We start from the raw sequence: 25,873 nt of genomic DNA, 5'->3' as shown, positions 1-25,873 counted from the left end.
TTTTCCGGGATGACGACCAACCACGAGCCATGAGCACTGGCCGGCAGATCCGGCTCACGCAGGACGAGGAGGGCTGGTGGACGGCCCGGGACCTCGACGCGGAGGTGACCTCACAGGGCGAGACGCGGGCGGAGGCACTCGACAACCTCGACGAGGCCGTCGCCCTCGCTGCCGGTGAGATCGGCCACGAACCGACCGACGAGGAGTTACGCGAACTGGGCATCGACCCCGCCCAGAACGAGTCCGGCGGCGAACTCCCGGACGTGCTGGAGTGACGCGTGTCGCGGTCGACGTTCTCCGGATACGACGTGGTGAAGGTGCTGGTCAACGTCGGCAACTTCGTCCACGTTCGGACCGCTGGTGACCACGCACAGCTGGTCTACGAGCATCCGACGAATCCCGAGGACACGCGCCGGGTGACCGTTCCGCTGCACGACGAACTCCGACCCGGGACGCTCCGCGACATCGCCGACGACGCAGGGGCGAACGATTTCGACGCGTTCTGTGAGTGGATCGACCGGAACCGGTAGCCTCGGGAATCAGGACGTACACACCTGGGTTTCGGCGTGCGTCACTCGGTGGAACCAGCAACAGGGTGGGACTGAAAGGGGCCGGTCGCTGAGCGGTTCCCCGGCGAAGCAAGCACGCGAGCGAAGCGAGCGCGCGTAGCGAGCCGCGGAACCCTCAGCGGCCGGGGGCTTTCGAGAGGGTATCGGTGTCGACTACACTGTCTACTCCGTGTAATCTCTCTCCGGCGACGGCGGGTCAGTTATCGTGCAACGTCGGCCCCGACCGGAACGCCCTTGTCCGTACCTGCCACACCTACGGGTAACATGGATGCAGGGAAGGCGGCCCGTCTGGACCGTATCGGGACGGACGGGCGGTACGTCGTGGTGCCGATGGACCATGGCATCACACTGGGCGCAGTGACAGGGCTGAAGGACATCGAATCGACCATCGACGCCATCACGCGGGGTGGCGCCGACTCGGTGCTCACGCAGAAGGGCATCGCCCCGCGGGTCCACCCCCACAAGAACGGCGCGGGCTACATCGTCCACCTCAACGGCTCGACCGTCGTCGGGCCGGACACGAACGACAAGCGCACCACGGGCAGCGTGAAGGACGCCATCCGGGCGGGCGCGGACGCGGTCTCCTTCCACATCAACGTCGGCTCGGACCACGAGCCCCACCAGATCGAGGAGCTCGCCGAGCTGACGACGACGGCCGCCGACTACGGCCTGCCCGTCCTCGCGATGACGTACGCCCGTGGCCCGGGCGTGGATGAGCACGACCCCGAGGCGCTGGGCCACGCGGTCCGGCTGGGCGAGGAACTCGGCGCGGACGTGGTGAAGACGGCGTACTCCGGGGACGCGGAGAGCTACGAGCACGTCTGCGAGTCGACGCGGCTGCCCGTCGTCATCGCGGGCGGCGAACCGGACACGGACCGAGAGACGCTCGCCGCCGTCCGCGGCGCGATGGACGGCGGCGCGGCGGGCGTCTCGATGGGCCGGACCATCTTCCAGCACGACGACCCCGAGGCGATGACGCGCGCGGTCAGCCTGGTCGTCCACGAGGACGCCGACCCCGACGAGGCGCTGCGCGAGTCCGGGCTGGCCGTCGAGGCCTGAATCCGCGGACGAGCAGTATAACCGAATTGTCCAGCCCGTCCACCACTTCAGCGAGATGTGTCTGTAATGTTCCGCCTGGGCGGAGCTCTGGCTCCTCAGGAGACCGTGTAGCTCGCGGTCGCGGTTCGGCCGTTCCCGTCCGCGACGGTGAGCGTCACCGTATCACCGCTGGAGAGCGAGCGCGACAGCGTCGGCTCGTTCGAGACGAGGTTGCCGTTGACCTCCCAGCGGTACTGGTAGTCCTCGCCGGACTCGTAGAGGCGGACGTTGCGGATCTGCGTGTCGGTGTCCTGGTCGCCATCATCCTCGTCAGCGATGAAGACGAGCCGGTTGATGCGTTTACTGCTCCCGGCGGAGAACGCGCCGAGTTGCGATGCCTGGATCCGATAGGTCCGCCAGCCGTCGCCGGAACTGTACGACTGACCATCCACGTCCTGGACACCGGTTCCCCAGCCCTGTGTACCCCAGGCCCGGATCCCCCTGCTGGTCGACTGTGTGTTGTCGTTCTCGAGCGCGAGGCCGTTGATCTCTCCCTGGTCGTCCGACCGGAACTCGAACTCGACCACGGTGTCACCGGTCACGTAGTAGTCGTACGGGCGCTGCTGCCACCGGTTGCCCTGGAGACGGATGCCGTTCCCGCCGTCGGTGAACGTCACGCTTCCGGTCCCGGGGTTGTCCTGGTTCACGTCGAACGCCGAGACGCTGCTGGACGACAGCGACACCGCTGGGGCCCCGGGCGTTCCACCGCTGACGGTCGGCATGAAGCTGTAGGTGCCGCCGCTCTCGCTCACCGAGAGCGAGACGGCGAAGGCGTTCTCGATGGTCCGCTTGACCCGCACGAGCACGCCGTTCGTCGGCTCATGGACCAGCCTGATGGTCACCTCACCGTCGCCGAGGCCGTGCGGGAAACTGACGACATCGCCGGCACCGAGCGCCCCGCTCGCCACCGTCGAGAGGGCAACGCGCCGCTCGGTGTCGCCCTGCCGGAGGACCGCCGTCAGATCGGCCGCCTCGACCGTTGGTCCGGAGGTGTGGGCGAAGGTGATCGTTCCCCCTTCGACTTCGGTCTCGAAGGCGGCGCTGGGTGGGGAGTTGTCGAGCGAGTCCCCGACGGTTCCGAACGTCAGGAACAGAGTCACCCCCAGCAGCAGCGTGAGCCCGACCAGGAGGAGCACCCCGAGCGACTCCGACTGGCCCCGTCCTACGCGCATACGCTGTACCGTATCGGTACGGATACAAGTAGTTGTGTGACAGGAGCGGCGTTCGCGACCCGTCACCTCCCTGCCAGCCCTTCATTACGGGCCCCGCCCAACCCCGACCCATGAGCGAGCGGAAGGAGTTCAGGGACCTCGCGTCGCCCGACGAGGCGCACGACGCCATCGCCTCCCTGGACCTCACGCCCGACCCCGAGACGGTCCCGTTGCGCGAGGCGCGCGGCCGCGTCCTCGCAGAGCGCATCGACGCCGCCATCGACGTGCCCGGCTTCGACCGGGCGTCGGTCGACGGCTACGCCGTCCACGCGAGCGACACCTTCGGCGCGGACGAGGCCGACCCCGCCCGTCTCGAACTCGTCGGGGAGGTCCACGCGGGCGAGGCGCCGGATGTCGCGGTGCCGGAGGGTTCGTGTGCCGAGATATCCACCGGCGCCGTCGTCCCCGAGGACACCGACGCGGTGGTGATGGTCGAACGAACGGACAGGGACGGCGACGACGTGCTCGTCCGCACGTCGGTCGCCCCGGGCGACCGCGTGATGTTCGCGGGCGCCGACGTGGCTGCGGGTGAGCGCGCGCTCGGCCCAGGTACCGAACTCGGACCACGGGAAATCGGTCTCCTCGCGGCGCTCGGCGTCGACGAGGTGCCTGTCCGGGGGCGGCCGACCGTCGGCATCGTCTCGACGGGCGAGGAACTCGTCCGTCCCGGTGACGAACTGGACAGCGACGCCGGGCAGATCTACGACGTGAACTCCTACACGACGGCGACGGCTGTCGAGGCCGCAGGCGGCGAGGCGCGGCTCTACCCCCACGCCGGCGACGACTACGACGCGATGGAGTCGGTCCTCCGGGAGGCCGCCGCGGAGTGCGACCTCGTGCTCTCCTCGGGGTCGACCTCGGCCTCGGCGGTCGACGTCATCTACCGCGTCGTCGAGGAGCGTGGCGAACTCCTCCTCCACGGCGTCGCGGTCAAGCCCGGGAAGCCGATGCTCATCGGCCGGATGGACGGGTCGGCGTACGTCGGGCTGCCGGGCTACCCCGTCTCGGCGCTCACCATCTTCCGCACCTTCGTCGCACCCGCCATCCGCGAGGCGGCGGGGCTGCCGGAGGCACAGACGGCGACCGTCGAGGGGAAGATGGCTGTCGCCGAACGCTACGGAGAGGGGCGACTGCGCTACATGCCCGCCGGCCTCGTGACCGACGGCGATGGCGAGACGCTCGTCTACCCGGTGGACAAGGGGAGCGGCGCGACCACCTCGCTCGTCGAGGCGGACGGCGTCGTCGCCGTCGACCCGGACGTGGAGTACCTCGACGAGGGCGAGTCGGTCGACGTGCAGCTGTTCTCGCCGGACGTGCGCCCGCCGACCCTGTTCGGGGTCGGTGAGGACGACCCGCTGCTGTCCGAGCTGCTCGACGACGTGTCTCGCACCCAGCGCCCCCGTTACCTCGGGGTCGGCTCGCGCGAGGGACTCCGCCGGCTGCGGGACGGCGTCCCCGACGTGGCCGTCACGAGCGCGCCCGGCGAGGTCGGTATCGAGGCCGAGGAACTCGGCGCGTGGACCCGCGAGTGGGGGCTGGTCGTCCCGGCCGACAACCCGGAGAACGTCGAGGACCTGGGCGACCTCGTTGACCGGGACCTGCGGTTCGTCAACCGCACGTCGGCCTCGGGACTGCGCACCACGCTCGGCAACGCCGTGGCCGACCTCGCCGAGGAGCGCGGCGTCGACCGCCACGACCTCGTCGACGCCATCGACGGGTTCGACGCCGGGACGCGGGCCCACGAGAGCCCCGCGCGACGAGTGCTCGCGGGGAAGGCCGACGCAGGACTGGGGCTTCGCGCGACGGCCGACCGTCTCGACGCGGGCTTCGTCCCGGTCGGCGAGGAAACGGTCCGCGTGCTGGCGAACCCCGACCGCGTCGGGAAGGGGGGCGTGGCGGCGGTCCGCGAGGCCATCGCGGACGCTGACGAGAGCATCTCGGAGCTAGCTGGCTACGGCCGGCCGGAGTGACAGACCGAGCGACGACCAGCCGCGTCAACCCCTGACCCGCCCGACGACCCTGCCGACCGCACCACCGACCCGCTCGCGGACGTTGCCACGGTTGTTCAGGTAGAAGCCGACGAGCGCCGGCACCGCCGCGATGACGAGGAAGATGAGCAGGAACACGAGGTCCATCGGCTGGAAGAAGGAGAGCGCGCCGCCGTTCGAGACCATCCCCCCGTTGAGTACGTACGGGAGCTGCAGTGCGAACGGCGTCAGGACGACGAGCACGGCGAGGCCGTAGCAGCCGGCGGCCGCCACGGAGCCGCGGTCGGCGCGCCGATAGCAGGCGAATGCCCCCACGAGCGCCGGGAGCGCGAACCCGACGGCACGGGGGAGGAAGTCGGCGAACATCCACGAGCCGTACAGCCCGAACAGGACCGCGAACCCGGCGATGAGCGCGTTCGTCGCGGTGTCGTGGCGGTTCTCGACGAGTCCCTCGGTGGCGGTGGAACCCGCCATCACCGGTCACCTCCGTCGGTCCGCGCCGCTCCCCGACGTGGCTCGGAGCGTCGCTCCTCACCCCCCTGGGCAGCGCCGGGACCACGACCGGGCGTGAGCCCGTACTGGACCTCGGCCTTCTCCGCGACGGCCTCGCGCGGCGGCGCGGACTCGGCGTCGGGCATGGTCGGCTGGTCGTCGGGGTGCGGGTACGCCTTCCAGTCGCCGCGGGGCGGCTCGCCGAAACCCTGGAGGAACTGCTTGCCCAGCACGAGCGTCGGCCAGATGTCGCTGCCGAGGAGGCCGAAGCCGTCCTGCAGGCCCGCCGGGCGCGAGGAGTCGTACTCGTTGGCCTCGAACCGGTTGCCGCCGCCCGAGGGCGCCCCGACCGCGAGGTCCGCGCGGCCGGAGCGCTCGACCGTGTTCTCGCGGAAGACGTTGTCGGCGGGCTTGTAGAGGTTCTCCGAGATGTTGATGGAGGCGATGAGCCCGAAGTTGACGTGGTCGCGGACCACGTTGCCGACCACCTCGTTGTCGACGCCGCCGGCGATGTTGATGCCGGTGCCGAACGCCGGGTACGCCAGTTTGCGGGCCGGCGCGCCGACGTTGTTGTTCCGCTCGACGACGTTGTTCTCGATGCGGGCGGTGCCCTGCGGGGCGAGTTCCTCGCTGTCCAGCGAGTTCGGCAGGATACCGGACATGTTCTCGCGCCAGACGGAGTTCTTGATGGTGAGGTAGCCGCCGGCGTTCGTGCCCGAGTAGCCGACAGCGTTCCCCTCCGAGACGATGTCGTCGATGATGGCGTGACACGGGTAGCACTGCCCGATGTAGAAGCCGCTGTCGCGGTGGCCCGAGGCGTACGATTTCTCGAACTTCCCGTTCACGGAGTCGAACGCGTAGATGCCGTACATCCGGTTGTTGTGCGCCGTGAGGTACGAGCCCCGCCAGCCGTCGACCCCCGTCCAGTAGAAGCCGTTGTACTGGTAGTTCCGGGCGGTCATGTTCTCCAGCACGATGTCCTCGAGGCTCCCGTTCGTCCCGATGGCGGTGATGCCGTTGCGGCGCTGGAACTCGCCGTCGAGGACCACCTCGTTCCGGTCGGTCCCGCGGATGGTGAGCCCGTTCGTGTCCTGGATGGTGACGGCCTCCTTGTAGACGCCCGGGCCGACGAGCACGAGGTCGCGCTCCTCGGCGTCGTTGACGGCCGCCTGGATGGTATCGTACTGCTCGGGTACCCGGCGGACGGTGTAGTCCTCGTACGCGGCGGGGTCGCCGCGGTCGGGCTGGTTCGCGGGCACGTCGCCCCGTTCCTGCGTGGGGGCCGCGACGGCTCCACCGACGGCGGCGACGGTGCCAGCGGCGGTCGCCGACCCCGCGAGCTTCAACACGTCGCGGCGCGGGAGGCCACCGCCGGACCCCCCCGACCCGTCGGACGTGGCCGGCGAGTCGGGCCGTTCGCCCGGTTCGTCCGCCACGGGCTTCGATTCGTCCGTCATGGACGCGGAAGGTCGCTACGTTCGCTTAAGGGTACTCCCTGTCGAGATGGGGGGTTGATAAGGGCTGCTCCGAGGCGGCCGGTTCCACCGTGGTTCCCGGGTCGAGCGACGGCCCACTTAACTGTCCGACCCAGACAGGAGTCACGCTTATCCCCGGATAGGGGGGAGGTGGGGATATGGAGCGACCGACGAGAACGGACCGACGTGGGTTCCTCACACGAGCGGCCGGTGTCGGCACGCTCGCCGGACTGGCCGGCTGCCTGGGGCTCGGTGGCGGCTCCGGCGGCGAGGGGTACGGTGACCACTTCGCGGACGTGGAGGACGCCGGCGAGCCGGTCGACGCGACCGGCGAGGCCGCCGTCACCGTCGCCGTCGGCGCCGGTGACGGCTTCGACTTCGACCCGATCAAGATGGACGTCTCCCCGGGGACGACCATCACCTGGGAGTGGACCGGGAACGGTGGCCAACACGTCGTCGACTTCGAGGACCGGAACTGGGAGAGCAGCTACTCGAAACGGGCGGGCCACACCTACGAGAGAACCGTCCAGCAGGCGGGCTACTACAAGTACTTCTGCGAGCCGCACCTCTCGCTCGGGATGAAGGGCGGGTTCCGCGTCGTCGAGTAGGCCGATGCGACGACGCACGTTCCTCCGGGCGGGTGCGCTCGCGGGGAGCGCCGCCATCTCGGGCTGTGTCTACGGCGGGATGCCGTTCCAGCGGCGCTCCGGTGGTCGGATGCCGCCGGTCGTCGACTACCGGCCCGACACCGTCTACCGGCCGACGCTCGCGACCGGGATGGAACTGGTCGATACGACGACGGCGGGGCCGTTCGGGCTGGCGGTCACGTACTCCCATCCGGGCCGGTTCTGGAACGTCACGGGCACCCGGAGCCAGCTGACCGGGGTCGAGGCCGACGACGATGTCCACCTGATGGTCACCGTCTGGGAGCGCGAGTCGGGGCTCGTGCTGCCGGAGGCCGGCGTCACCGCCGAGCTCACCCGGGACGGCGACCTGGTCAGCGAGGAGGTCGTCTACCCGATGCTGGCCCAGCGGATGGGTTTCCACTACGGCGGCAACTTCTCGCTCGCGGGCGACGGCCGCTACACGGTCCGTATCCGCGTCGGCGGCCTCCGCAACCGGCGGGTCGGGGCGTTGGAGGGGCGGTTGTCGGCTCCCGCGACGGCGGCGGTCGCGTTCGACTACAGCCGCCGCGAGCGCGAGCGCATCGAGCGCCGGCGCGTCTCGCGGGCGGGCGACCCCGGGGCGCTCGCCCGCGCCGTCCCGGACACGGTTCCACCCTCGACGGGGAGGCCGCCGGCCGACCTCCCGGGACGGCACCTCGGAACCGCACGGACCGGAGGACTCGACCTGGCGGTCCTCGCCGTCTCGCGGGACGACCTCCCCGGCGACCCGTACCTGGCGGTGTCGGCCCGGACGGTCCACAACCGGCTGGTCGTCCCGTCGATGGGGCTGGCGGCGACCGTCCAGCGAGACGGAGCGACCACCTTCGACGGGAGCCTGACACGGACGCTCGGTCCCGACCTCGGGTACCACTACGGCGCCGGGATGCCGTCGCTCCGGGACGGGGACCGGCTGCGGCTCCGCGTGACGGTGCCGCCGCAGGTGGCCCGTCACGAGGGATACGAGACGGCGTTCTTCGACCTGCCGGCGGTGAGCCTCCGCGTCGAGACCGGCTCGTGAGACCCGACACCAGGTCGGGAGTGGTCAGAGCGCCCGGTCGTCGTCGCCGGTGGAATCCGCGCCGCCGTCGTCGCCGGTGGAGTCCGGTCCGTCCCGGTCGAGTCGCTCTGGGTTCTCGAGCAGGCCGTTCCCGCGCCGGAGGATGCCACGCAGGGTACGGGCCTCGCGTCCGGTCGGGTGCGCGCGCCCCAGCACGCGCCGGAGGAGTCGCCGGGCCTTCGCCTGCTTCTCGTCGGGGTGATTGACGTTCCGGAGGTAGCGCGCGAACTCCTCGTGGAGGCCCTCGAGTTCGGATTCGTCGGCGCGCTCGATCCCGTCGGGGACCTGCGTCTCGGAGACGGTCAGCTCGCGGAGCTCGTAGATGACGACGGTCGCGGCCTGCCCGAGGTTGAGGACGGGGTAGTCCGCGCTGGCCGGAATCGCGCAGACCTCGTCCAGCCGTCCGAGTTCCTCGTTCGTGAGACCGACGCGCTCGCGACCGAAGACGATGCAGGTGTCGGCCGACACGTCGCGGAGCGACGCCGCGAGGTCCGCAGGCGTGCGGAAGGGGTATCGGACGTGCTTGCGGGCGTCCTCGTTCGTGACCGCGGTGCAGCCGACGGTGTGGTAGGTCTCGACGAGGTGATCGAACGTGACCTCGCGGGCGTTCGGCAGCACGTCCTCGCGGGCGTGGCCGGCCATCCCGTAGGCCTCGCCCTCGGGGTCGAGTTCCGGCGGGTCCACGAGGAGGAGGTCCGAGAGCCCGAAGTTCTTCATCGCGCGGGCGACGGTCCCGACGTTGCCGGGCGTCTCGGCATCCACGACGGCGACGGAGATGTCGGGGGGCACGCCCGGGGGTAGCCGGTGGGGGCGCAAAAGGCTCGCGTCACGCGGTCGGGACGGCGCGTGAGGTGTTCTCACCGTCTGAAAGCACGCGAGCAACGTTTGAGTACCTGGTACCTCGGCACGGATATGGACGAGGAACGAGCCGTATCGCCGGTCATCGGCGTCATCCTGATGGTGGCTGTCGTGGTGCTACTCGGAAGCGTCGTGTTCGTCGCCGCCAGCGGGATGGCCGATGACGCGATGGACACCAACGAGCGACCGGTTCCCGTCAGCGACAACCTCCTGTTCAACCCCGGGTTCGAGAAGGGCGCGAACGGGGTCTGGGAGGACGGCAACGACAACGGTGGCCTCGAACCGGACGCGTCGATCGGCACGGCGGAGGCCTATTTCGGTTCCTACGCGCTGAAGATGCACGGGGACGCCGAGTTCACCGGGCAGACGGTCACCGATACCATCGAGCCGGGGTACACCTACCGGCTCTGTGCCCAGTCGAAAATCGCAGACCCCGACGACACGAGGGCCTGGGTCGGTGCCCAGTACTACGATGCCGACGGCGACATCATCGCGAAGAACACCTACGAGGTCACCTGGACCTCCTACCGGGAGGAGTGCGTGCTGACCGAGATCGGGAACGACGCGAACGCCGAGTCCGCCGAGGTGTGGGTCTACCGGGAGACCAGCGCGGGCGACGCCGCCATCTACGTCGACGACGTCTCGCTGAAACAGATGCGCTACTTCGCAGACCCCGAATCGAACGAGAACGAGGTGTAGGGCCGGCCGGCCTCACCGCCGGACGTACAGCACCGCGCCACACAGCGCCGCCAGCCCGCCGAATCCAGCGAGCACCGCGAACAGCGCGGCGTCGTTGGCGTAGGTGAGGACGCCGCCCGCGACGGCGCCGCCGAGCGCGCCGACGCCGAACACGCCGAGGTAGGTGTAGCCGTACGAGAGTCCCCGCGCCCCGGCGGGCGTGTACTCGGCGACCGTCGCCTGGTAGAACGGCTGGACGACGAACAGGAAGAAGCCGACCAGCGCGCCCATCACGATCAGGGGGGCGAGCCCGAGGGTGGCGGCCGGGAGGAAGAGGACGGCGAGGACGGCGAGTGCACCGTAGCCGCCCAGCAGGCCGAGTTCGACCGGGATACGGTCGGTGAGGCGGCCGCCGGCGTACTGTCCGGCGACGCCGACCATCAGCAGGCCGACGTAGAAGTACCGCTCCGGTTCGAGCGAACGGCCGGCGAACTCGATGGGTGCGAGCGACGGGAACCGCCCCAGGATCTCGGGTAGGAACGTCAGCAAGCCGCGGTAGTAGAGCCCCGAGAGCATCACGACGGCGAAGACGAGGACGAACGCGCCGCCGAACAGGAGCCGCGAGTCCGCGAGGAACTCGCCGAGCGAGGCGACGGAGCCGGAGGCGCGGGCGTCGCCGCTGGTCCCCTCGTCGTCCGCGTCGTCGCCGGTCCCCCCGTCGGTCGCGGCCTCGGACCCGACGGCGGCCGTCTCGTCGACGTCGATGCGGGCGGCGAGGACGGCCGCGACGAGCGCCGGGACCGCGAGGATGCCGACGACGAGACGCCAGTCACCGAGGCCGAACAGCAGGAGCGCCGTCGCGAGCGGGCCCAGCGCGATGCCGAGGTTCCCGGCCACCCCGTGATACGCGAACGCGGAGCCGCGTGCCTCGACGCCCTTCGAGATGAGCGCCAGCCCGGACGGGTGGTAGACCGACGCCGCGACGCCCCAGACGAACAGGGCGAGCGCGACCGCGATGAGCCCCGGCGAGACCGCCAGCAGGAGGAACGAGGCCCCCATCCCGACGAGACACGAGAGGATGAGCCGGCGCGAGCCGTACGCGTCCGCGAGGACGCCGCCGGGGAGCGCCCCCAGCCCGAACGGCGCGTAGCCGATGGTGAGGACCACACCCATCACGAAGCCCGTGACGGCGAGCGTGCCCGTCGGGAGCGTCACCGTCGAGAACTCCGCCTGCCAGACCGGGAGCAACAGCGGGAGCGACAGCTCGTAGGTGTGGACCATCGCGTGCGCGACCATCACCAGCCCCGTGATCGCCCGGTCGTTCCGGTTCACGTCTCTGCCTCCGACGCCACAGGTTTCAACACGTCGCTTCGACCGTGGGGAACCGACCGTCCCAATCCCCGACTGGTTCCAGCCGTATCGGGCAGGCGGGACGAACGACTCGGGACACGTGCGAAACCAGGGCTACCGCCAGCGACGGTCGCCGGCGGCGGAATCGGGTTTACGTCACCGGATCTCTGATCGCCGTTATCGAACGGGATCAACTTCATAAGTTATGGAGAACCCATCTATTACTCACCCAGCAAGTTCCTGTCGCTCTTCAGCGGCTTACTGGTTGAATCTGGAAAACGCTTATTTCAGCGACGGCCGAAGATCATGATAGATATGGCAAGTTACTACGACTTCGTTCTCGGGGCGATTCCGCTCGCGGCAGCCAGTATCGCCACCGCCCTGTTCCTCGGTGGCATCCTCCTGACGACTGCGGTCTCGCTGGGTTGTCTCGTCGCCGCCGGGCTCGTGGGCCACGCCATGTTCGTCCGCACCCCCGGCCGCTCGACGGACACCCCTGCCAGCGAGTCGAAGCCCTCGTTCGACCTGGCCGACTGAGTCCTCCGCGGGCCACCCACGCTTCCGATCTAGCGTTGCCCCACCCATATTCGATTAATTCACCCATCTAGATGCATATATCGCAATTTCGGGCAAGATACCCGACATTCTGCCAGGAACAGAGAGATAGGCACGATATGTTCGATGGGGCAGCCGTCCGACGACGGGGCCGCGTTCGGGGCCGCAAACGCCAAACGGTGGCCGTGTGAATCCCGAGTATGACCGACACGGAGGTGCTGTTCCTGCGGAGCGACGAGCTGTCCGGGCTCGCCACGCCGGCCGAGTACGTCGACGCCGTCCGCGAGGGGTATCGCGATATCGGCGAGGATGGGACGGCCGAGCCACGGACCAAACTCGTGAACCAGTCGCCGCCGGGGATGCTGACCGGGTACATGGCCATCCTGCCGGAGACAGGCGCGATGGGGGGCTACACCTACGCGGCCGGGTTCGGCGACCGGGACGCCCACTTCTTCCTGCCGGTGTTCGACGCCGAGACCGGGCGCCCGCTCGCGTTGCTCGACGGCGCCTCGCTCAACCCCTTCAAGACCGGCGCCGCGGGCGGCGTGGCGGTCGACGAACTCGCACGGCCGGACGCGACCGACCTCGCCCTGTTCGGCTCCGGCGCCCAGGCCCGCGGCCAGTTGCGCGCGGCCGCTGCGGTGCGTGACCTGGAGACCGTGGAGGTGTACTCGCCGACGAAGGAGCACCGCGAGAGCTTCGCGGGCGAGATGAACGAGGCGCTGGACGCGTCGGTCGCGGCGGTCGCCTCCCCCGACGCCGCCGTCGAGGGGGCCGACATCGTCGTCACGGCGACGAACGCCAGCGAGCCGGTGTTCGACGGCGAGATGCTGGAGGATGGGGCCCACGTCACCGTGATGGGCCAGTACGACCCCGACAAGCGCGAGGTCGACGCGACGGCCGTGCAGCGCGCGACGTACGTCCCCGACCTCCGGGCCCGGGCCCACCAGGACGCCGGCGCGTTCCTCCAGGCCGTCGAGGAGGGCGCCGTCACGGAGGATCACATCCACGCCGAACTCGGCGAGGTCGTCGCCGGCCACGCCGAGGGCCGGACCGACCGCTCGGAGATCACCATGTTCGATTCAGGCGGGACGGGCATCGAGACCGTCGCGGCAGCGTACATGCTGTACCGGAAGGCCCAGGACGCCGGACTCGGCGAACTCATCGAGTTCGCGCCGGCGAGCGACGCGCTCACCGGGGAGTGACCTCGCAGGGAGTGTTCGAGGACGGGTGCAGAGACGTGACCGAGAACGGCCGGGGGTGGTGTGGCACGCGGACACCCCCGGCAGAGGGGGATCAGTCGGCCTCGGTGGCCCCGCCGGTACTGCGACGGGTCCCGGAGGACGGAGCCTCCGCACCGCGGGCATCCGTCTCGGGCGGCGCCGGTCGGAAGGGCAGACCCCTCCCGTCGACGAGACGCGTCGTGACAAGCACGACGGCGTAGAGGGAGCAGACCAGCGTCAGCGGGAGCAGCGTCGCCAGCGCGACCGCGCCGAGGATGGCCGGCGCGACGAGCGCGACCTGGCCCAGCCAGCCGGCGACGAGCAGAGCGGTGCCGCCCAGCAACAGGCGGCGCATGTGTGCAGATTTCATCGGGACCACCGGGGGAGTTCCCCGCATCCATCGCGATGGACCGGGACGTAAAAAGTATAATCTGAAGGACATTTCTGTAGACGAAGTTACTGAAATTCGCTTCAGCAGATGTGCGGGGGGCCGCCGGGGACGGCGCTCAGATGTAGGGTGCCAGTCCGAGCGCCCGGACGAGCGGGATGCCGGCGGCGACCGCGCCCACGAGGTAGCCACCGATGGCGCCGCCGTTGAGTAGCGGCAGGCCCGCATGGGCCCGGCCCTGCATCACGAAGTACATCAGCGCGAGCAGCCCGAGGTTCGTCCCGATCATCGCCGTCAGTGCGGGTAGCGTGAGCGCGATGCCCGGTACGAGCGAGGAGACGCTGACGGGCGCGAAGAAGCCCGCCGACGCGATGAGGACCGCCGGCATCACGGCGTCGCCGAGGCCGATGAAGAAGGCGTCGCGGGTATCGTCCCCGTCGTCGATGCTGTCCGCGGCGGGCTCGTCGGGACCGTCGGGGGCGCTCCCGGAGGTACTCCCGGTGGCATCGGCCTCGCCGCCGTCGGCGACCGCGGGGTCCTCCTCGTCACCGTCCCCGTCGCCGCTCCCGCTCGCCTCCGGGGACTCATCGAGGAACGAGTACGACAGCGTCAGCGGGACGACGAGCACGACGGGGACCTTCAGGTCCATCACGCCCTCGGCGAGCGTGAGCATGTGCTCGGTCCCGTAGACGCTGATCGCGTCGTACACCGCCAGCACCACCAGCAGGACGAGCGCCGGGAGGATGCCGAAGTTGATGCCGAACAGGCCGGCCGCCCCCGCACCCATCACGACGCCGGCGGCGTCGATGACGTACCACTCCGGGTAGACCCAGAGCGCGCCGGTGACGAGCGCGGCGAGCGCCACGGCGGGAGCCAGTGCCGCCAGCCCCGGGAGCGGTGCGGCCGGGACCAGGACCGCGAACACGTAGAACGAGAGGTAGCCCGACGAGAACACGAGCACCGCGCGGATGACGCGGTCGCCGCCGTACCTGAACGCCCCGAGCATCACGACCGTCGCGACGAGGATGGCGCCCACGTACAGCAGGCTGTTGGTCGGGTCCGACGGGTTCTGGACGTCCTGGAACCCCGCGGACTTGAACGGCTCCACCAGTGCGAGCGCCCCCAGCTGTACGAGGACGAAGATGCCCACGATGGCGGCCACGGCGACGTACCGCCGGTCGGCGTTCATGCGTGTCCGTGGGGGTGGCCGGCGTTTGGGCGTTGCGCTCCGTGGTGGGGACCGAGCGTCACCTGCCGGTGGCGGCTCGCGCCCCGTGTCCGGCCCCGGAGAGTTATGCTTCCCCGGCCCCGAACAATCGATATGAGCACCGACGCCGACGCGGGCGAGGCGACCGACGCGACCGACGCCGACCCGACAATCACCCTCTACCGGCTGGAGGGGTGCCCCTTCTGTGAGTTCGTCGTCGACCGACTGGACGAACTCGACCTGGCGTACGACAGCGTCTGGGTCGAGGGGCTCCACTCCCGGCGCAACGAGGTCCAGCGCGTCTCCGGCCAGCGGCAGGTCCCCGTCATCGTCGACAGCGCGACCGGCGTGACGATGAGCCAGTCCTCGCGCATCCTCGAGTACCTGAACGCCACCTACGCGGGCGAGTCGGGCGCGGTCGACGCGAACCCGACCACGGAAGCGAACTGAACCCCCGCCAGGGCCCGACCGACACCGGAGACCGCCGACCCAGGTCGGCAGCCGGTGGTGGTAAGGGTCATGTACCGGTCACCCATCTCCCGGGTAAGAGCATGTTATGTTGCTCACATCCCGGCTGTTCGTGGCGGGCCGTGGCACCCTCGCGGGACGCTGCCTGGGACCAGTACGCCGAGCATCTCGTGGGGGAGCACGCCCGGACCGTCGACGCCGACATCCCCGAGGGGATGGTCCAGGTCCGCTTCGGCACCGACGAGGAGTGGGTCACGACCACGCCCGAGGAGGCCCACCGGTTGCACGACGACATCCACGGGGAGTGACCGCCGGCGGGTCGGTACGGTCGACGTTCGGGGGACCGAACGGACCCAGTACGGTCGACGTTCGGGGACCGAACGGACCCGCATGAGGGGGTACGACGGGCCTGTCCAGCGACGGCCGAAACCGCGGCGCGCTATCCCGTCTGTAACAATGTACACCCGGGCCCTGCCGTTCGCCGGAGGAACCACAGATGGCCAAAGAGCTATCCTGCCGAGAGGCGGGCTACGACTGCGACTTCATGGTACGGTCCGAGAAGGAGGACGAACTCATCGGGATGGTCCAGCAACACGCGCGGGACGTCCACGACACGGAGATGTCGCAGGCCGACATCAGAGGTGCCTGGAAGACCGTCTAGGCGACGGCCCCACACATCGTTCTTCGGAGCGCTCCCGACCGGCAGCTCGGGCGCCGCGTCAGTCGTCGGACTGGGCCGCCTCGATCTCCTCGTCGGTGATCTGGTGCGGATCACGCCCGGGGTCCGAGACGTTCGGGGCACCCAGCGCGAGTATCTTCCCGGTCTCGCTCACACAGCGGTGGCCATGCCCGATCATCGGGCCGGCGGCCCAGAACGTTCCCGGGCCGACCTCGCGGAACTCCTCCTCGCCCGAGCGCCCGAGCTTCAGCGAGAACCGCCCCTCGAGGACGTAGAACAGCTCCTCCTGCTCCCCGTGGGCGTGGTAACCGATCTCCTCGCCCTCCTCGAAGTGCCAGATCTTGCAGAGCATCTCCTCCAGCCCGAGCGCCGAATCGATGGACTGCATATCCAGGTCCGGGGGGATCTCTTCGACCTGCGAGAGGTCGGTCACGTCCACGTCGTCCGTCTCGACCACGCTGTATTCCATGCCGAGCGTTGCCACGGCCGGTCGGGACAAGAGGGTTGCGGCGACGGCGGCGGCAGCCCTCGACCGGCGAAGCGGTGGCTTCTTTCGCTCGTCGCGGCACGTGCCGGGTGTGAACCGACGACGACGACTGCTCCGGGCGACGGGCGGACTCGCCACCGGCCTACTGCTCGCCGGCTGTACGGAGGACGACGGGGACGGGTCGTCCTCCCCCACGCAGTCGGCACGGGAGCCGCCCGACTCACCGGCGCCGAGCGACGCGACCGGGACGGCACGCTCGACCGTCGACGGACTCGCCCTCGAGGGCCCGGCGCCGTTCGTCGCCGACCCACAGTTCGGGGCCGAGGTCACCGTGACGAACACCGGCGACCGGGAGACCGACGCCCTCGCCTACGAGTACGACCTCGCGCTGACGACCGGAGAGGGAGGAGAGCCCGGAGACGGCGTGATGGTCTCCGGCGACGGCAGCCCCGAGATCGCCCCCGGGGAGTCGCTTCGACTCACCGTCCGGCGGCCGGTCGACGGCGACCCCGCGGCCGTCTCGGAGTACGACCTCACGCTGACCTGCGGGGCGACCAACGAGGGGACCTACTGCGAGAACTAGCCCCGTCGGGCGCTCAGGTCCCTTCCTGCACGGCGTCCCGGATGGCCGGCAGCACGTCGGTGACGTCGGCGCGGAAGTCGTACTCCGCGCGGTCCGAGAGGCCCGTCCGGTCGAGGTTGACGATACAGAGGGTCGCGCCCGCCTCGGCCGCGGTCCGGGGGAAGGAGGCGGCGGGTTCGACGGTGAGCGAGGAGCCGACGACGAGGAACAGGTCGGCCCGCTCGGCCAGCGACTGCGCGCGGAAGAGCGGGTACTCCGGCAGCTGCTCGCCGAACAGGACCACGTCCGGTTTGAGGAGCCCCTCGCAGTTGGGACAGCGTGGCGGGACCGCACCCGCCCGCACCCGGTCGAAGACGACCTCGGCCTCGAACGTCCGGCTGCAGTCGTAGCACGCGACCCGCTGGCCGTTGCCGTGGATCTCGATGACCTCGTCGCTGCCGGCCTCCTGGTGGAGGCCGTCGATGTTCTGCGTGATGAGGCCGTCGAGGTGGCCCTCCTGCTGGAGTGTCGCGAGCGCCTCGTGGGCGGGGTTGGGCTGGAACTCGTCGCCGAACAGGTCCTCGACCATCTCGGCGCGCTCGGTCCAGAACCCCTCCGGGTCGGCCTCGAACCGGGAGATGTGGAAGTCCATCGGGTCGTACTCCTGCCAGATACCGTCCTCGCTCCGGAAGTCGGGGATTCCGGAGGCGGTCGAGACGCCGGCGCCGCTCATCGCGACGACCGAATCGGCATCCCGGATGGCATCGGCGGCGAATCGGATCTCCTCGTCGGTCATGTGGTGTGGGAAGGGATGGCAGGACTAAAACGACTCGGCGGGGCCCGTCCCGGCCACCGCTCCGTCCACGCCCGGCGGTCACTCCAGCGGCCGGTCCAGCTTCAGCCGCCGCGGCTCGAAGCCACGCCGCTCGTAGAACGCCCGGGCGCGCTCGTTATCGACGTTGACGCTGAGGGAGATGCGCTCGCAGCCCTGGTCGCGGCCCCACGCCAGCGCGCGGTCGAGCAGCCGGTCGGCGAGGCCCTCCCCGCGGTACCGCTCGCGGACGTAGAGTTCGCCGACGTTGACGCGGTCGCCACGGGCGAACACCGGCGGAGACCCCTTCCGCTCGGCGGTGACGTAGCCGACCGGGACGGGCCCGCCGTCGCCGTCCGCGGCCACCGCGAGGAAGATACGCTGGTCGTCGTCGGCCAGCGCCTCCCGGCGGTAGTCGTCCTGCACGGCACGGAGGTCGCCGTCGGCGACCTCGTTGTACGGGTCCATCTCGGCCATCTCACGCGAGAAGTCGGACCAGAGGTCGAAGAGGGCGTCGAGGTCGGCCTCGGTGGCCGGCCTGATATCGAGGTCGGGGTCGGACATGCTCGCGTGGGTGGCGGCGGCACCGGCAAGTGTCTTTCCACGCTTCGCGAGACGCTCACAGGACTCGTGAGGGAGCGAAGAACGGGTAGTGGAAGGTGGACCGCGCGAGCGACGGGCTCAGGCCGAGGGGTTCCCGAAGGTCGGGAGGTTGGCCAGTTCGCCCTCGTCGTACTCCATGTCGAAGGCCTCGCGGGCGATGACGCGCTGGTGGACCTCGTCGGCCCCGTCGACGATTCGGAACGCCCGGACGGCCTCGTAGAAGTCCGCGAGCGGGAGTTTCCGGGAGATACCGGCCCCACCACAGCACTGGACCGCGAGGTCGATGGCGTCCTGGGCGGTGTTGGCGGCGTACACCTTCGCCATCCCGACCTCGACGCGGGCCTGGTTGCCCCGGGTGATCTCCTCGGCGGCGTGCCGGACCATCGAGCGCGTGGCGTGGAGCCGCGTCTCCATGTCGGCGATCTCGTAGCGCTGGTTCTGCTTCTCGGAGAGCTTCGAGCCGAAGCCCTCGCGGTTCTGCATGTACGTCTTCGCGATGTCGAGGGCACGCTCGGCCATCCCGGAGAAGCGCATGCAGTGGGTCAGTCGGGCGGGGCCCAGTCGCTCCTGGGCGTGGGCGAAGCCCATATCCAGCCCGCCGAGGAGGTTCTCCTCCGGGATCCGGACGTTGTCGTAGCGGATCTCGGCGTGGCTCTCGGGCAGGAGCGTCTGGCCGAGGTGCGGCGTCGGCTCGACGATGTCGACGCCGTCGGCGTCCGTGGGCACGAGGAACAGCGAGCAGCCCTGGTACGGGTGCTTGTCCTCGTTCGTCCGGGCCATCACGATGAGGACGTCGGACTCGTCACCCTGCGTGGTCCACCACTTGTGACCGTCGACGACCCACTCGTCGCCGTCCTTCTCGGCGGTGGTCTTGATCATCTTCGGGTCCGAGCCGGCGCCCTCGCGGGGTTCCGTCATCGAGAAGCCCGAGCGGATGTCCCCGGCGACGAGCGGCTCCAGGTACTCCTGTTTCTGCTCGTCGGTTCCGACGAGTTCGATGGTGTGCATGTTCCCCTCGTCGGGCGCGTCGACGCGCATCGCGACCGCACCCAGCAGCGAGCGGCCGGCCTGCTCGAACAGCGGCAGCACGTCGCGGAACGACTCGCCCATGCCGCCGTGCTCCTCGGCGATCTGCGGGCAGTAGATATCGCGCTCGCGGGCCTGCGCGCGCAGGTCCTCGATGACAGACATGTCGACGGGGCCGTGTCCCAGGTGCTCGCGCTCGGTCGGGATGACGACCTCGTCCATGAACTCGCGTGCGCGGTCTGCGAGCTCCGTCGCCCGCTCGGAATCGTGGTAGTCGATATCCATGTACCGGGCGTTGCCGGGCAACCATTGTAAAGGAATCGTCGCCCGCCATCCGTCGGCGGTCAACCTGGTGACGGACGACCCCCATCTATACGTACCCGCAGGGGGAACCCAAGCTTACAATGTTAGCAGACGTGTGGCCGTGGCGCTCGCCACGCCGGGTGAGAGCATGAGCGAGGGCGAGTCAGACTACTTCCGGCGCATCGTCGACCGGGACGCGCTCGCGACCTACCTCGAGGACGAACTCGGGCCGCACGGCGGCACCTACGAGGTCGAGCACCACAAGGAGGGCCACTCCAACGAGACGCTGTTCGTCACCTGGGGCGACGACGACCTCGTCATCCGGCGGCCGCCGCCGGGCGAGACCGCCGAGAACGCCCACGACGTGCTCCGCGAGTTCCGCGTGATGGACGCCCTGCAGGGGACGGACGTGCGCGTGCCCGAGACCGTCCTGGCGTGCGACGATCACGACGTCCTCGGGGCGGACTTCTACGTGATGAAGCGGATGGACGGTGTCGTCCTGCGCGACGACGAACCCGACCGCTTCGCCACGCCCGAGCGCCGCCGGCAGATCGGCGAGGAGCTCGTCGATGGCCTCGCGGAGATCCACGCCGTCGACTACGAGGCCGTCGGGCTGGAGGAGGGCGACTTCGGATACCCACCGGGGTTCACCGAGCGCCAGGTCCGGCGCTGGTCCGAGCAGCTGATGTGGGCGTTCGAGGTGACGACCGAGGAGCGCGAGGTCGAGGCGCTGTACGACGTGATGAGCTGGCTCCAGGACAACGTCCCGGAGGACCCACCCGCGACGCTGATCCACGGCGACTACAAGCTGGACAACGTCATGTTCGCCACCGACGACGAACCCCGCATCAACGCCGTCTTCGACTGGGAGATGTCCACGCTGGGCGACCCGTTCACCGACCTCGGGTGGATGCTGTCGTACTGGTGGGACGCGAAGGACCCCGACCCGCCGGAGTCGACGGACTCGCTGTCGAGCACGTTCATGACCCGCGAGGGGTACCTGACCCGACAGGAGCTCGTCGAGCGCTACGAGGCGAAGACGGGCCTGGAGTTCACGAACGAGAAGTTCTACCGGGTGCTGGCGGTCTACAAGCTGGCGGGGCTGGGCGAGATGTTCTTCCGGCGCTACCTCGAGGGCAACTCCGACGACGACATGTACCCGAAGATGCGCCGCGGCGTCCCGGCACTGGCCGCACGGGCCCAGCGCATCATCGACGGCGAGGAGCCGCTGTAGCCGATATCGTCGGTCCCCGAACAGGGGGCGACGATCGCGGAATCCGGCCGCGACACTCGCTCGGCATCGACCTACGGAACGTACTCGATCCTGGTGTCGGCCGCGCCGTCGTCGTCCGTGACGACGAGACGCACGAGCGCGCCTCGCGGCACGTTCGCCTTGTTCACCGTCTTGCCCGTGTAGTCGATGGAACCGTCGTTGCCGACGTCCCACCGGTAGGTGACGATGGTGCCGTCGGAATCCGTCGACGGGGAGCCGTCGAGGTCCACGTTGGAGGATTTCCCCCTCCGGTCGGTCGTGAAGTCGGCCGTCGGCCGCTGGTTCCGTGGCGTCGTGGTGGGTGTTGTGGTGGGCGTCGGCGTCGGCGTCCCGGTGGGCGTGGCTATCCGTGTCGGTGTTGGCGTCGGCGTCGGCGTGGCTGTCCGTGTCGGTGTTGGCGTCGGCGTCGGCGTGGTCGGGTAGACGATGGCCTCGCAGATGATGACCCCGTTCGTGACGACGAGCACCTCCGTCCGGTCGGTGAGCGGACCGAGTCGGGCGGTCTCGTCGACCTCGAAGCGGCCGTCGCCGTCCCCCTCGTCGACGACGAACGGCAGGCGGGTCGAAGAGCCCGTGCCGTCGCGGAGGACGACCCCGAGTTCGGACGCGTCGACGCTGTGGCCTCCGCCATGGGTCACCAGTAGCTCCCCGTCCTCGAAGTTCGGCTCACAGTCGACGAGCGGTGTCTCACCGGACTGGTCGGTGATGCCGGTCGTGATCGCCATCCCGGCCACCGACATCGTGAGGACGACGACGGCGGTCATCAGGATGCCCCCGAGGAGTTCCGAGGCGCCCCGCTGGTCCCACCACCGCGCCCCGGAGCCGGGTGTCATGGCAGGAGGAACCGGGCCCGGGCACATCACGGTTGCGCCGAGCGGTCGTGTCCAGTCCGGCCCAGGCTTATGGCGGTCCCCCACGACCGGTCGAGGTATGGACACGAAGCACTCCCTCGTCGGTTCGCCGGCCACGGCGCTCGTCGGCGATATGGCGTCGCAGGTCCAGCGTGCGGGCCACGAGATCCGCTACGATAGCGAGACCGAGGCCGACGTGGAGATGGCCGAGCGGTTCGTCGAGCCCATCGGCCCCCGCTGCGAGCACGAGGGAGGGGCGGTACCACTCATCAGCTCCCAGAGAACCCGCACAGACCCACAGACGATCGCTTCGTAGATGAAGATGATTGATTCCAGACACTTCCTGTTCATCTCAGCCGACGCCGCACTGATCACCGACCTCGCGTGGCAGGTCCACCGCGAGGGCCACGACGTGAAGTACTACATCGAGGCCGAGAGTGACAAGGAGATCGGCAACGGGTTCGTCCCGAAGACGGACGACTGGCGTGCCGAGGTGGAGTGGGCCGACGTCATCGTCTTCGACGACATCTGGGTCGGCTCTGACGTCGGCACCGGCGCGCTCGCTCAGGAACTCCGCGAGCAGGGGAAGGCCGTCGTCGGGGGGACCCCGAACACCGATCGGCTCGAAGAGGATCGCGGCTACGCGATGGAGATCCTCGAAGAGCACGGAGTCAACACCATCGAGCACCACGTCTTCGAGGACTTCGACGCCGGCATCCAGCACGTCCGGGAGAACCCCGCACCGTACGTCATCAAACCGCTCGGGGAGGTGCAGAACGTCAAGCGGCTCCTCTACGTCGGCAACGAGGACGACGGCAGCGACGTCGTCGATGTCCTTCGCGCCTACAAGAAAGCGTGGGGCCACCGGATGAAGGGCTTCCAGCTCCAGCGGAAGGTCGAGGGCGTGGAGATCGCCATCTGCGGGTTCTTCAACGGTGAGCGGTTCATCGACCAGGTCAATTTCAATTTCGAGCACAAGAAACTGTTCCCGGGGAACATCGGCCCGTCGACGGGCGAGATGGGGACATCGATGTTCTGGGGCGGGCGGAACAAACTGTTCGAAGAGACGTTCGGCAAGCTCGAAGGCTGGCTCGCCGAGGAGGGCTACGTCGGGAGTATCGACATCAACTGTATCGTCAACGAGACCGGCATCTACCCGCTGGAGTTCACCCCGCGGTTCGGCTATCCGACCATCGCGCTGCAGGAGGAGTCGTTCGAATCCCCGGCCGGGCAGTTCTTCTACGACCTCGCCCACGGAACCGACCCCGAACTGGAGGTCCACAACGGCTACCAGATCGGTGTGCGGGTCGTCCTCCCGCCGTTCCCGTTCGACGACGAGAAGACGTACGACGAGAACTCCCGGAACGCTGCGGTCGTCTTCCAGACCGAGAGCCGCGAGGGGATCCACCTGGAGGACACCAAAAGGGTCGATGGACAGTGGCGGGTCGCTGGCGAGAGCGGTATGCCGCTCGTCGTCACCGGGAAGGGGGACACGATGCAGAACGCTCGCCGACAGGCCTACGAGCGCGTGGACAACATCGTCATCCCGAACCTCTACTACCGCGATGACATCGGCGAGCGTTGGGTCGATGGTGACGGCGACCGGCTACAGGCGTGGGGGTATCTCGGGCCGCAATAGGTGCCAGCACGGGACGGACGCGGCTCCGGTCCCGACGTCGCCGATGACCGGGACCGAGGGGGCGTACCACGTGAACACCGTGCCGGGGAGTACCACGACGGCCGCACCGGAACGTACCGGTCGACGCAGAGATACCGGCTGTTTTTGCTCAGTAACACATATTTATCAACCTACACCTACAACGTCCCCGGCTCATACTTGCACTATCTATAAGACGTTGACGACCGTACAGTGTGGTATCGAATGGTCGACGACGCGCAGCTCTCTCGGAGCAAGGCCATCCACCGGCGGACCGGGCGGACGTTCTACTACGCGACGCGGTTACTCCCGGAACGCGTCCGGCACGCGACGTACGTGCTGTACGCGTTCTTCCGGGTGGCCGACGAGGTGGTCGACGACGCCGAGGGGGTTCCTCCGGCCGAGCAGCGGCGGCAGCTGGAGGCGATCCGGCAGGCCGCGCTGACCGGCGAGACCGACGACCCTGTGCTGGCGGCCTTCGCCGAACTCCGGGAGCGCTACGGCATCCCCGACGAGGAGGTGGACGTCTTCATCGACGCGATGCTGACTGACATCGAGACGTCCCGATACGAGACCTACGAGGAGGTCGAGGACTACATGCGCGGGTCGGCCGCCGCGGTCGGCGTGATGATGACCTACGTGATGCGCGAGGACGACCCCGAGGAGGCCATCCCCGCGGCCCGGAAGCTGGGCGAGGCGTTCCAGATGAGCAACTTCCTCCGGGACGTGCGCGAGGACGTCATCGAGCGCGACCGCATCTACTTCCCCCTCGAGACGCTGAATCGATACGGCATCACCGAGGAACAGATCGAGCGCCTCGAGTACGACGAGGCGTTCGCCGCCGCCGTCCGCGAGGAGCTACGCCGGACGGAGACGCTCTACCGCGAGGGCGTCGCCGGCATCGGGCTCCTGCCGCGGGACTGTCAGCTCCCGGTGCTCATCGCCGCCGTGCTGTACGCCGACCACCACCGCCTCATCCGCGAGCGCGACTGCGACGTGCTCTCGGAGACCCCGTCGCTGTCGGCGCTCCGGAAGCTCCGGCTCGTCGCCGAGACCCGCTGGCACTGGTTCTGGAACAAGGACCCCGAGACGGTGTTCGCGAAGGTGAGCGCCGTGCCGTCGGGGACCCCGGCCAGTCACGACCACCCCGGCGAACCGATGCCTGCACGGTAGGACATCAGATATCTATTCCCTGCTGGCTCTATCCGCTCGACACCAGCATTATTCATCTATTCTGAACTTTATAGATTTATTACGGCACTTCTACAGATAATCTGGCGAGAACTATCCACCGGCACATCCTGTCACGGGACCAACTCCGGTCGAACCGAGAGTCCACCCAGCCACGTACACCACCTCACCCCCGGACCGAGGGCCAGGAGGGTCGCACGTCGAAGTCGAAGCGGTCCGTCGCCAGCAGGCCGGCGCCCAGCACGCCCGCCAGGGCCACGGGGACCAGGTTGCCGAAGTAGGCGTTGACCAGCCCCCAGAGGACGACGAAGGAGACGAGGTCGTCGAGCATGAACTCGCAGTCGCGGAGTCGCTCGCGGAGGCCGGACCGGTCGAACGCCGCATCGAGCGTGACGACCGCGACCGTCGCCGACAGCACCCAGCCCGCGTAGTTCGACCACGGAACCCCGTAGTACGGGCCGGCAGGGTCGTACTGCCAGAACGTCAGTGCCACCGCACCCGGGTCGAGGACGAGGTCCATCAGCAGGACGACCGCGATGACCGCGGGCAGGCGGACGAGCGCCCGCTCGGTCCGGGGCCCCAGCAGGAGCAGGCAGAGCAGGTACGCGTTCACCACCAGCGGGAAGAAGAACACCGGCAGCCCCAGCGGCACCGTGTCCAGCAGCATCGGCCCCAGTTCGACGCCGTACTCGAAGCTCCCGTACGGGAAGCCGGTCAGGACGCCGACGTACTCGATGCCGTACGAGTACGCCGTCAGCAGGAGGAGGCCGGCGGCGGCCCGGCGGTCGACCAGGGGGGCGAGGCCGGCCACCAGCGGCAGGCGCATCACGAGCGTCCCGAAGATGATGAGCCAGGGGTTGAAATCGAGGGGTCCCAGCAGCCCCTCCCGCGAGGCGACCAGCAGGACCGCCCCCATCAGCGGGAAGACGACGGCGATGGTGAACCGGTTCTCCCGGACCAGGTCGTCCAGCCCTGCCTCCACCCGTGCCCGTCCCGGCAGGGAGGTAGTATCCGCGCTCACTGTCGCTACGGAGGGTCGGCTGGAGGATATGGGTTCGGATGTCGGCAGCGGCGTCCCGGCTGCCCAGGGGCCGAGCTGGTTCCATGAAGCGTTCGTTTGTGTCTCCGTGGAGACTTTGTCGTGCTAC

30 protein-coding genes are annotated in these 25,873 nt (G+C 69.2%); 17 read left to right on the top strand and 13 right to left on the bottom strand.

Annotation, left to right across the window (positions count from 1 at the left end):
- Positions 1-29: 29 nt before the first annotated feature.
- From P2T62_RS05665 to P2T62_RS05655, 3 genes are all read left to right on the top strand, one after another.
- Positions 30-275, top strand: coding sequence for a type II toxin-antitoxin system HicB family antitoxin (locus P2T62_RS05665; protein ID WP_276260513.1), 246 nt, complete (start codon positions 30-32; stop codon positions 273-275).
- 3 nt (positions 276-278) lie between these two features.
- Positions 279-530, top strand: a complete 252-nt coding sequence (locus tag P2T62_RS05660; protein WP_276260512.1) for a type II toxin-antitoxin system HicA family toxin — start codon at positions 279-281, stop codon at positions 528-530.
- Between the two features lie 303 nt (positions 531-833).
- On the top strand, positions 834-1,628 hold the full coding sequence (locus tag P2T62_RS05655) for a 2-amino-3,7-dideoxy-D-threo-hept-6-ulosonate synthase (protein ID WP_276260511.1): 795 nt from the start codon (positions 834-836) through the stop codon (positions 1,626-1,628).
- A gap of 95 nt (positions 1,629-1,723) precedes the next feature.
- Here P2T62_RS05655 and P2T62_RS05650 read toward each other — a convergent pair whose 3' ends face one another.
- Positions 1,724-2,839, bottom strand: coding sequence for a hypothetical protein (locus P2T62_RS05650; protein ID WP_276260510.1), 1,116 nt, complete (start codon positions 2,837-2,839; stop codon positions 1,724-1,726).
- A 110-nt stretch (positions 2,840-2,949) separates the two neighbouring features.
- On the opposite strand from P2T62_RS05650, the gene P2T62_RS05645 reads away from it, so the two are divergent.
- Complete coding sequence (locus P2T62_RS05645) at positions 2,950-4,848, top strand: molybdopterin biosynthesis protein (RefSeq protein ID WP_276260509.1); 1,899 nt, start codon at positions 2,950-2,952, stop codon at positions 4,846-4,848.
- A gap of 24 nt (positions 4,849-4,872) precedes the next feature.
- Here the strand turns inward: P2T62_RS05645 and P2T62_RS05640 are convergent, their stop codons facing one another.
- Positions 4,873-5,340 (bottom strand): hypothetical protein, encoded by a 468-nt coding sequence (locus P2T62_RS05640; RefSeq protein WP_276260508.1) that lies wholly within the window; start codon positions 5,338-5,340, stop codon positions 4,873-4,875.
- A complete protein-coding gene (locus P2T62_RS05635; RefSeq protein ID WP_276260507.1) occupies positions 5,340-6,815 on the bottom strand; it encodes a right-handed parallel beta-helix repeat-containing protein in 1,476 nt (491 codons plus the stop codon). Before P2T62_RS05635 ends, P2T62_RS05640 begins: the two co-directional genes overlap by 1 nt.
- 176 nt (positions 6,816-6,991) lie before the next feature.
- On the opposite strand from P2T62_RS05635, the gene P2T62_RS05630 reads away from it, so the two are divergent.
- Positions 6,992-7,441, top strand: coding sequence for a plastocyanin/azurin family copper-binding protein (locus P2T62_RS05630; RefSeq protein ID WP_276260506.1), 450 nt, complete (start codon positions 6,992-6,994; stop codon positions 7,439-7,441).
- Positions 7,442-7,445: 4 nt separating this feature from the next.
- Entirely contained in the window at positions 7,446-8,516 is a 1,071-nt protein-coding gene (locus P2T62_RS05625) for a DUF7350 domain-containing protein (RefSeq protein ID WP_276260505.1), read from the top strand.
- Positions 8,517-8,540: 24 nt separating this feature from the next.
- Here the strand turns inward: P2T62_RS05625 and P2T62_RS05620 are convergent, their stop codons facing one another.
- On the bottom strand, positions 8,541-9,344 hold the full coding sequence (locus tag P2T62_RS05620; protein WP_276260504.1) for an RNA methyltransferase: 804 nt from the start codon (positions 9,342-9,344) through the stop codon (positions 8,541-8,543).
- 123 nt (positions 9,345-9,467) lie between these two features.
- Between P2T62_RS05620 and P2T62_RS05615 the strand changes: the two genes are divergently transcribed.
- Positions 9,468-10,112, top strand: a complete 645-nt coding sequence (locus tag P2T62_RS05615; RefSeq protein ID WP_276260503.1) for a type IV pilin domain-containing protein — start codon at positions 9,468-9,470, stop codon at positions 10,110-10,112.
- Between the two features lie 12 nt (positions 10,113-10,124).
- Here the strand turns inward: P2T62_RS05615 and P2T62_RS05610 are convergent, their stop codons facing one another.
- Positions 10,125-11,387 carry an MFS transporter gene (locus P2T62_RS05610; RefSeq protein ID WP_420028440.1) on the bottom strand — a complete coding sequence of 421 codons (1,263 nt, stop codon included), beginning with the start codon at positions 11,385-11,387 and terminating at the stop codon, positions 10,125-10,127.
- Positions 11,388-11,756: 369 nt separating this feature from the next.
- Here P2T62_RS05610 and P2T62_RS05605 point away from each other — a divergent pair, with 369 nt between their 5' ends.
- Entirely contained in the window at positions 11,757-11,978 is a 222-nt protein-coding gene (locus P2T62_RS05605; RefSeq protein ID WP_276260501.1) for a DUF8015 family protein, read from the top strand.
- A 218-nt stretch (positions 11,979-12,196) separates the two neighbouring features.
- Positions 12,197-13,201, top strand: a complete 1,005-nt coding sequence (locus P2T62_RS05600) for an ornithine cyclodeaminase family protein (protein ID WP_276260500.1) — start codon at positions 12,197-12,199, stop codon at positions 13,199-13,201.
- A gap of 91 nt (positions 13,202-13,292) precedes the next feature.
- Here the strand turns inward: P2T62_RS05600 and P2T62_RS05595 are convergent, their stop codons facing one another.
- Both P2T62_RS05595 and P2T62_RS05590 read right to left on the bottom strand, forming a co-directional pair.
- A complete protein-coding gene (locus tag P2T62_RS05595) occupies positions 13,293-13,589 on the bottom strand; it encodes a hypothetical protein (RefSeq protein ID WP_276260499.1) in 297 nt (98 codons plus the stop codon).
- A 136-nt stretch (positions 13,590-13,725) separates the two neighbouring features.
- Positions 13,726-14,796 (bottom strand): presenilin family intramembrane aspartyl protease PSH, encoded by a 1,071-nt coding sequence (locus tag P2T62_RS05590; RefSeq protein ID WP_276260498.1) that lies wholly within the window; start codon positions 14,794-14,796, stop codon positions 13,726-13,728.
- A gap of 132 nt (positions 14,797-14,928) precedes the next feature.
- Between P2T62_RS05590 and P2T62_RS05585 the strand changes: the two genes are divergently transcribed.
- The 3 genes from P2T62_RS05585 (at position 14,929) to P2T62_RS05575 (ending at position 15,943) form a co-directional block, all read left to right on the top strand.
- Positions 14,929-15,264 carry a glutaredoxin domain-containing protein gene (locus P2T62_RS05585; RefSeq protein WP_276260497.1) on the top strand — a complete coding sequence of 112 codons (336 nt, stop codon included), beginning with the start codon at positions 14,929-14,931 and terminating at the stop codon, positions 15,262-15,264.
- A gap of 140 nt (positions 15,265-15,404) precedes the next feature.
- Entirely contained in the window at positions 15,405-15,590 is a 186-nt protein-coding gene (locus P2T62_RS05580; protein WP_276260496.1) for a hypothetical protein, read from the top strand.
- A 188-nt stretch (positions 15,591-15,778) separates the two neighbouring features.
- Positions 15,779-15,943, top strand: coding sequence for a DUF1059 domain-containing protein (locus tag P2T62_RS05575; protein WP_276260495.1), 165 nt, complete (start codon positions 15,779-15,781; stop codon positions 15,941-15,943).
- A gap of 58 nt (positions 15,944-16,001) precedes the next feature.
- On the opposite strand, the gene P2T62_RS05570 is transcribed toward P2T62_RS05575, so the two are convergent.
- Positions 16,002-16,430 carry a cupin domain-containing protein gene (locus P2T62_RS05570; RefSeq protein ID WP_276260494.1) on the bottom strand — a complete coding sequence of 143 codons (429 nt, stop codon included), beginning with the start codon at positions 16,428-16,430 and terminating at the stop codon, positions 16,002-16,004.
- A gap of 109 nt (positions 16,431-16,539) precedes the next feature.
- On the opposite strand from P2T62_RS05570, the gene P2T62_RS05565 reads away from it, so the two are divergent.
- On the top strand, positions 16,540-17,031 hold the full coding sequence (locus P2T62_RS05565) for a hypothetical protein (protein ID WP_276260493.1): 492 nt from the start codon (positions 16,540-16,542) through the stop codon (positions 17,029-17,031).
- A 13-nt stretch (positions 17,032-17,044) separates the two neighbouring features.
- Here the strand turns inward: P2T62_RS05565 and P2T62_RS05560 are convergent, their stop codons facing one another.
- The 3 genes from P2T62_RS05560 to P2T62_RS05550 form a co-directional block, all read right to left on the bottom strand.
- Entirely contained in the window at positions 17,045-17,806 is a 762-nt protein-coding gene (locus P2T62_RS05560) for an SIR2 family NAD-dependent protein deacylase (protein ID WP_276260492.1), read from the bottom strand.
- 78 nt (positions 17,807-17,884) lie between these two features.
- On the bottom strand, positions 17,885-18,385 hold the full coding sequence (locus P2T62_RS05555; RefSeq protein ID WP_276260491.1) for a GNAT family N-acetyltransferase: 501 nt from the start codon (positions 18,383-18,385) through the stop codon (positions 17,885-17,887).
- Positions 18,386-18,502: 117 nt separating this feature from the next.
- On the bottom strand, positions 18,503-19,729 hold the full coding sequence (locus P2T62_RS05550; RefSeq protein ID WP_420028439.1) for an acyl-CoA dehydrogenase family protein: 1,227 nt from the start codon (positions 19,727-19,729) through the stop codon (positions 18,503-18,505).
- Positions 19,730-19,901: 172 nt separating this feature from the next.
- Between P2T62_RS05550 and P2T62_RS05545 the strand changes: the two genes are divergently transcribed.
- Positions 19,902-20,987 carry a phosphotransferase family protein gene (locus tag P2T62_RS05545; protein WP_276260489.1) on the top strand — a complete coding sequence of 362 codons (1,086 nt, stop codon included), beginning with the start codon at positions 19,902-19,904 and terminating at the stop codon, positions 20,985-20,987.
- Positions 20,988-21,058: 71 nt separating this feature from the next.
- On the opposite strand, the gene P2T62_RS05540 is transcribed toward P2T62_RS05545, so the two are convergent.
- Positions 21,059-21,859, bottom strand: a complete 801-nt coding sequence (locus P2T62_RS05540; protein ID WP_276260488.1) for a PKD domain-containing protein — start codon at positions 21,857-21,859, stop codon at positions 21,059-21,061.
- Between the two features lie 97 nt (positions 21,860-21,956).
- On the opposite strand from P2T62_RS05540, the gene P2T62_RS05535 reads away from it, so the two are divergent.
- The 3 genes from P2T62_RS05535 (at position 21,957) to P2T62_RS05525 (ending at position 24,707) form a co-directional block, all read left to right on the top strand.
- Positions 21,957-22,193 (top strand): hypothetical protein, encoded by a 237-nt coding sequence (locus P2T62_RS05535; protein ID WP_276260487.1) that lies wholly within the window; start codon positions 21,957-21,959, stop codon positions 22,191-22,193.
- Positions 22,194-22,202: 9 nt separating this feature from the next.
- A complete protein-coding gene (locus tag P2T62_RS05530) occupies positions 22,203-23,516 on the top strand; it encodes a phosphoribosylamine--glycine ligase (RefSeq protein WP_420028438.1) in 1,314 nt (437 codons plus the stop codon).
- A 243-nt stretch (positions 23,517-23,759) separates the two neighbouring features.
- Entirely contained in the window at positions 23,760-24,707 is a 948-nt protein-coding gene (locus P2T62_RS05525) for a phytoene/squalene synthase family protein (RefSeq protein ID WP_276260485.1), read from the top strand.
- Between the two features lie 184 nt (positions 24,708-24,891).
- On the opposite strand, the gene cruF is transcribed toward P2T62_RS05525, so the two are convergent.
- Entirely contained in the window at positions 24,892-25,746 is an 855-nt protein-coding gene (cruF, locus tag P2T62_RS05520; protein WP_276260484.1) for a bisanhydrobacterioruberin hydratase, read from the bottom strand.
- Between the last annotated feature and the right edge of the window lie 127 nt (positions 25,747-25,873).

Origin of the sequence: Haloglomus litoreum, assembly GCF_029338515.1 — an archaeon.
GTDB classification, from domain to species: domain Archaea; phylum Halobacteriota; class Halobacteria; order Halobacteriales; family Haloarculaceae; genus Haloglomus; species Haloglomus litoreum.
Note: the sequence above shows the minus strand (reverse complement) of the source record. Positions and strands in the feature narration are given on the sequence as shown.

What these genes read in the sequence shown, in the direction of transcription:
- P2T62_RS05625 (WP_276260505.1), top strand. Translation starts at nt 7,446, where the DNA reads ATGCGACGACGCACGTTCCTCCGGGCGGGTGCGCTCGCGGGGAGCGCC.
- P2T62_RS05590 (WP_276260498.1), bottom strand. Translation starts at nt 14,796, where the DNA reads ATGAACGCCGACCGGCGGTACGTCGCCGTGGCCGCCATCGTGGGCATC.
- P2T62_RS05575 (WP_276260495.1), top strand. Translation starts at nt 15,779, where the DNA reads ATGGCCAAAGAGCTATCCTGCCGAGAGGCGGGCTACGACTGCGACTTC.
- P2T62_RS05615 (WP_276260503.1), top strand. Translation starts at nt 9,468, where the DNA reads ATGGACGAGGAACGAGCCGTATCGCCGGTCATCGGCGTCATCCTGATG.
- P2T62_RS05585 (WP_276260497.1), top strand. Translation starts at nt 14,929, where the DNA reads ATGAGCACCGACGCCGACGCGGGCGAGGCGACCGACGCGACCGACGCC.
- P2T62_RS05570 (WP_276260494.1), bottom strand. Translation starts at nt 16,430, where the DNA reads ATGGAATACAGCGTGGTCGAGACGGACGACGTGGACGTGACCGACCTC.
- P2T62_RS05645 (WP_276260509.1), top strand. Translation starts at nt 2,950, where the DNA reads ATGAGCGAGCGGAAGGAGTTCAGGGACCTCGCGTCGCCCGACGAGGCG.
- P2T62_RS05555 (WP_276260491.1), bottom strand. Translation starts at nt 18,385, where the DNA reads ATGTCCGACCCCGACCTCGATATCAGGCCGGCCACCGAGGCCGACCTC.
- P2T62_RS05535 (WP_276260487.1), top strand. Translation starts at nt 21,957, where the DNA reads ATGGACACGAAGCACTCCCTCGTCGGTTCGCCGGCCACGGCGCTCGTC.
- P2T62_RS05665 (WP_276260513.1), top strand. Translation starts at nt 30, where the DNA reads ATGAGCACTGGCCGGCAGATCCGGCTCACGCAGGACGAGGAGGGCTGG.
- P2T62_RS05605 (WP_276260501.1), top strand. Translation starts at nt 11,757, where the DNA reads ATGGCAAGTTACTACGACTTCGTTCTCGGGGCGATTCCGCTCGCGGCA.
- P2T62_RS05630 (WP_276260506.1), top strand. Translation starts at nt 6,992, where the DNA reads ATGGAGCGACCGACGAGAACGGACCGACGTGGGTTCCTCACACGAGCG.
- P2T62_RS05540 (WP_276260488.1), bottom strand. Translation starts at nt 21,859, where the DNA reads ATGACACCCGGCTCCGGGGCGCGGTGGTGGGACCAGCGGGGCGCCTCG.
- P2T62_RS05600 (WP_276260500.1), top strand. Translation starts at nt 12,197, where the DNA reads ATGACCGACACGGAGGTGCTGTTCCTGCGGAGCGACGAGCTGTCCGGG.
- P2T62_RS05595 (WP_276260499.1), bottom strand. Translation starts at nt 13,589, where the DNA reads ATGAAATCTGCACACATGCGCCGCCTGTTGCTGGGCGGCACCGCTCTG.
- P2T62_RS05635 (WP_276260507.1), bottom strand. Translation starts at nt 6,815, where the DNA reads ATGACGGACGAATCGAAGCCCGTGGCGGACGAACCGGGCGAACGGCCC.
- P2T62_RS05655 (WP_276260511.1), top strand. Translation starts at nt 834, where the DNA reads ATGGATGCAGGGAAGGCGGCCCGTCTGGACCGTATCGGGACGGACGGG.
- P2T62_RS05545 (WP_276260489.1), top strand. Translation starts at nt 19,902, where the DNA reads ATGAGCGAGGGCGAGTCAGACTACTTCCGGCGCATCGTCGACCGGGAC.
- P2T62_RS05560 (WP_276260492.1), bottom strand. Translation starts at nt 17,806, where the DNA reads ATGACCGACGAGGAGATCCGATTCGCCGCCGATGCCATCCGGGATGCC.
- P2T62_RS05640 (WP_276260508.1), bottom strand. Translation starts at nt 5,340, where the DNA reads ATGGCGGGTTCCACCGCCACCGAGGGACTCGTCGAGAACCGCCACGAC.
- P2T62_RS05525 (WP_276260485.1), top strand. Translation starts at nt 23,760, where the DNA reads ATGGTCGACGACGCGCAGCTCTCTCGGAGCAAGGCCATCCACCGGCGG.
- P2T62_RS05650 (WP_276260510.1), bottom strand. Translation starts at nt 2,839, where the DNA reads ATGCGCGTAGGACGGGGCCAGTCGGAGTCGCTCGGGGTGCTCCTCCTG.
- P2T62_RS05610 (WP_420028440.1), bottom strand. Translation starts at nt 11,387, where the DNA reads ATGGTCGCGCACGCGATGGTCCACACCTACGAGCTGTCGCTCCCGCTG.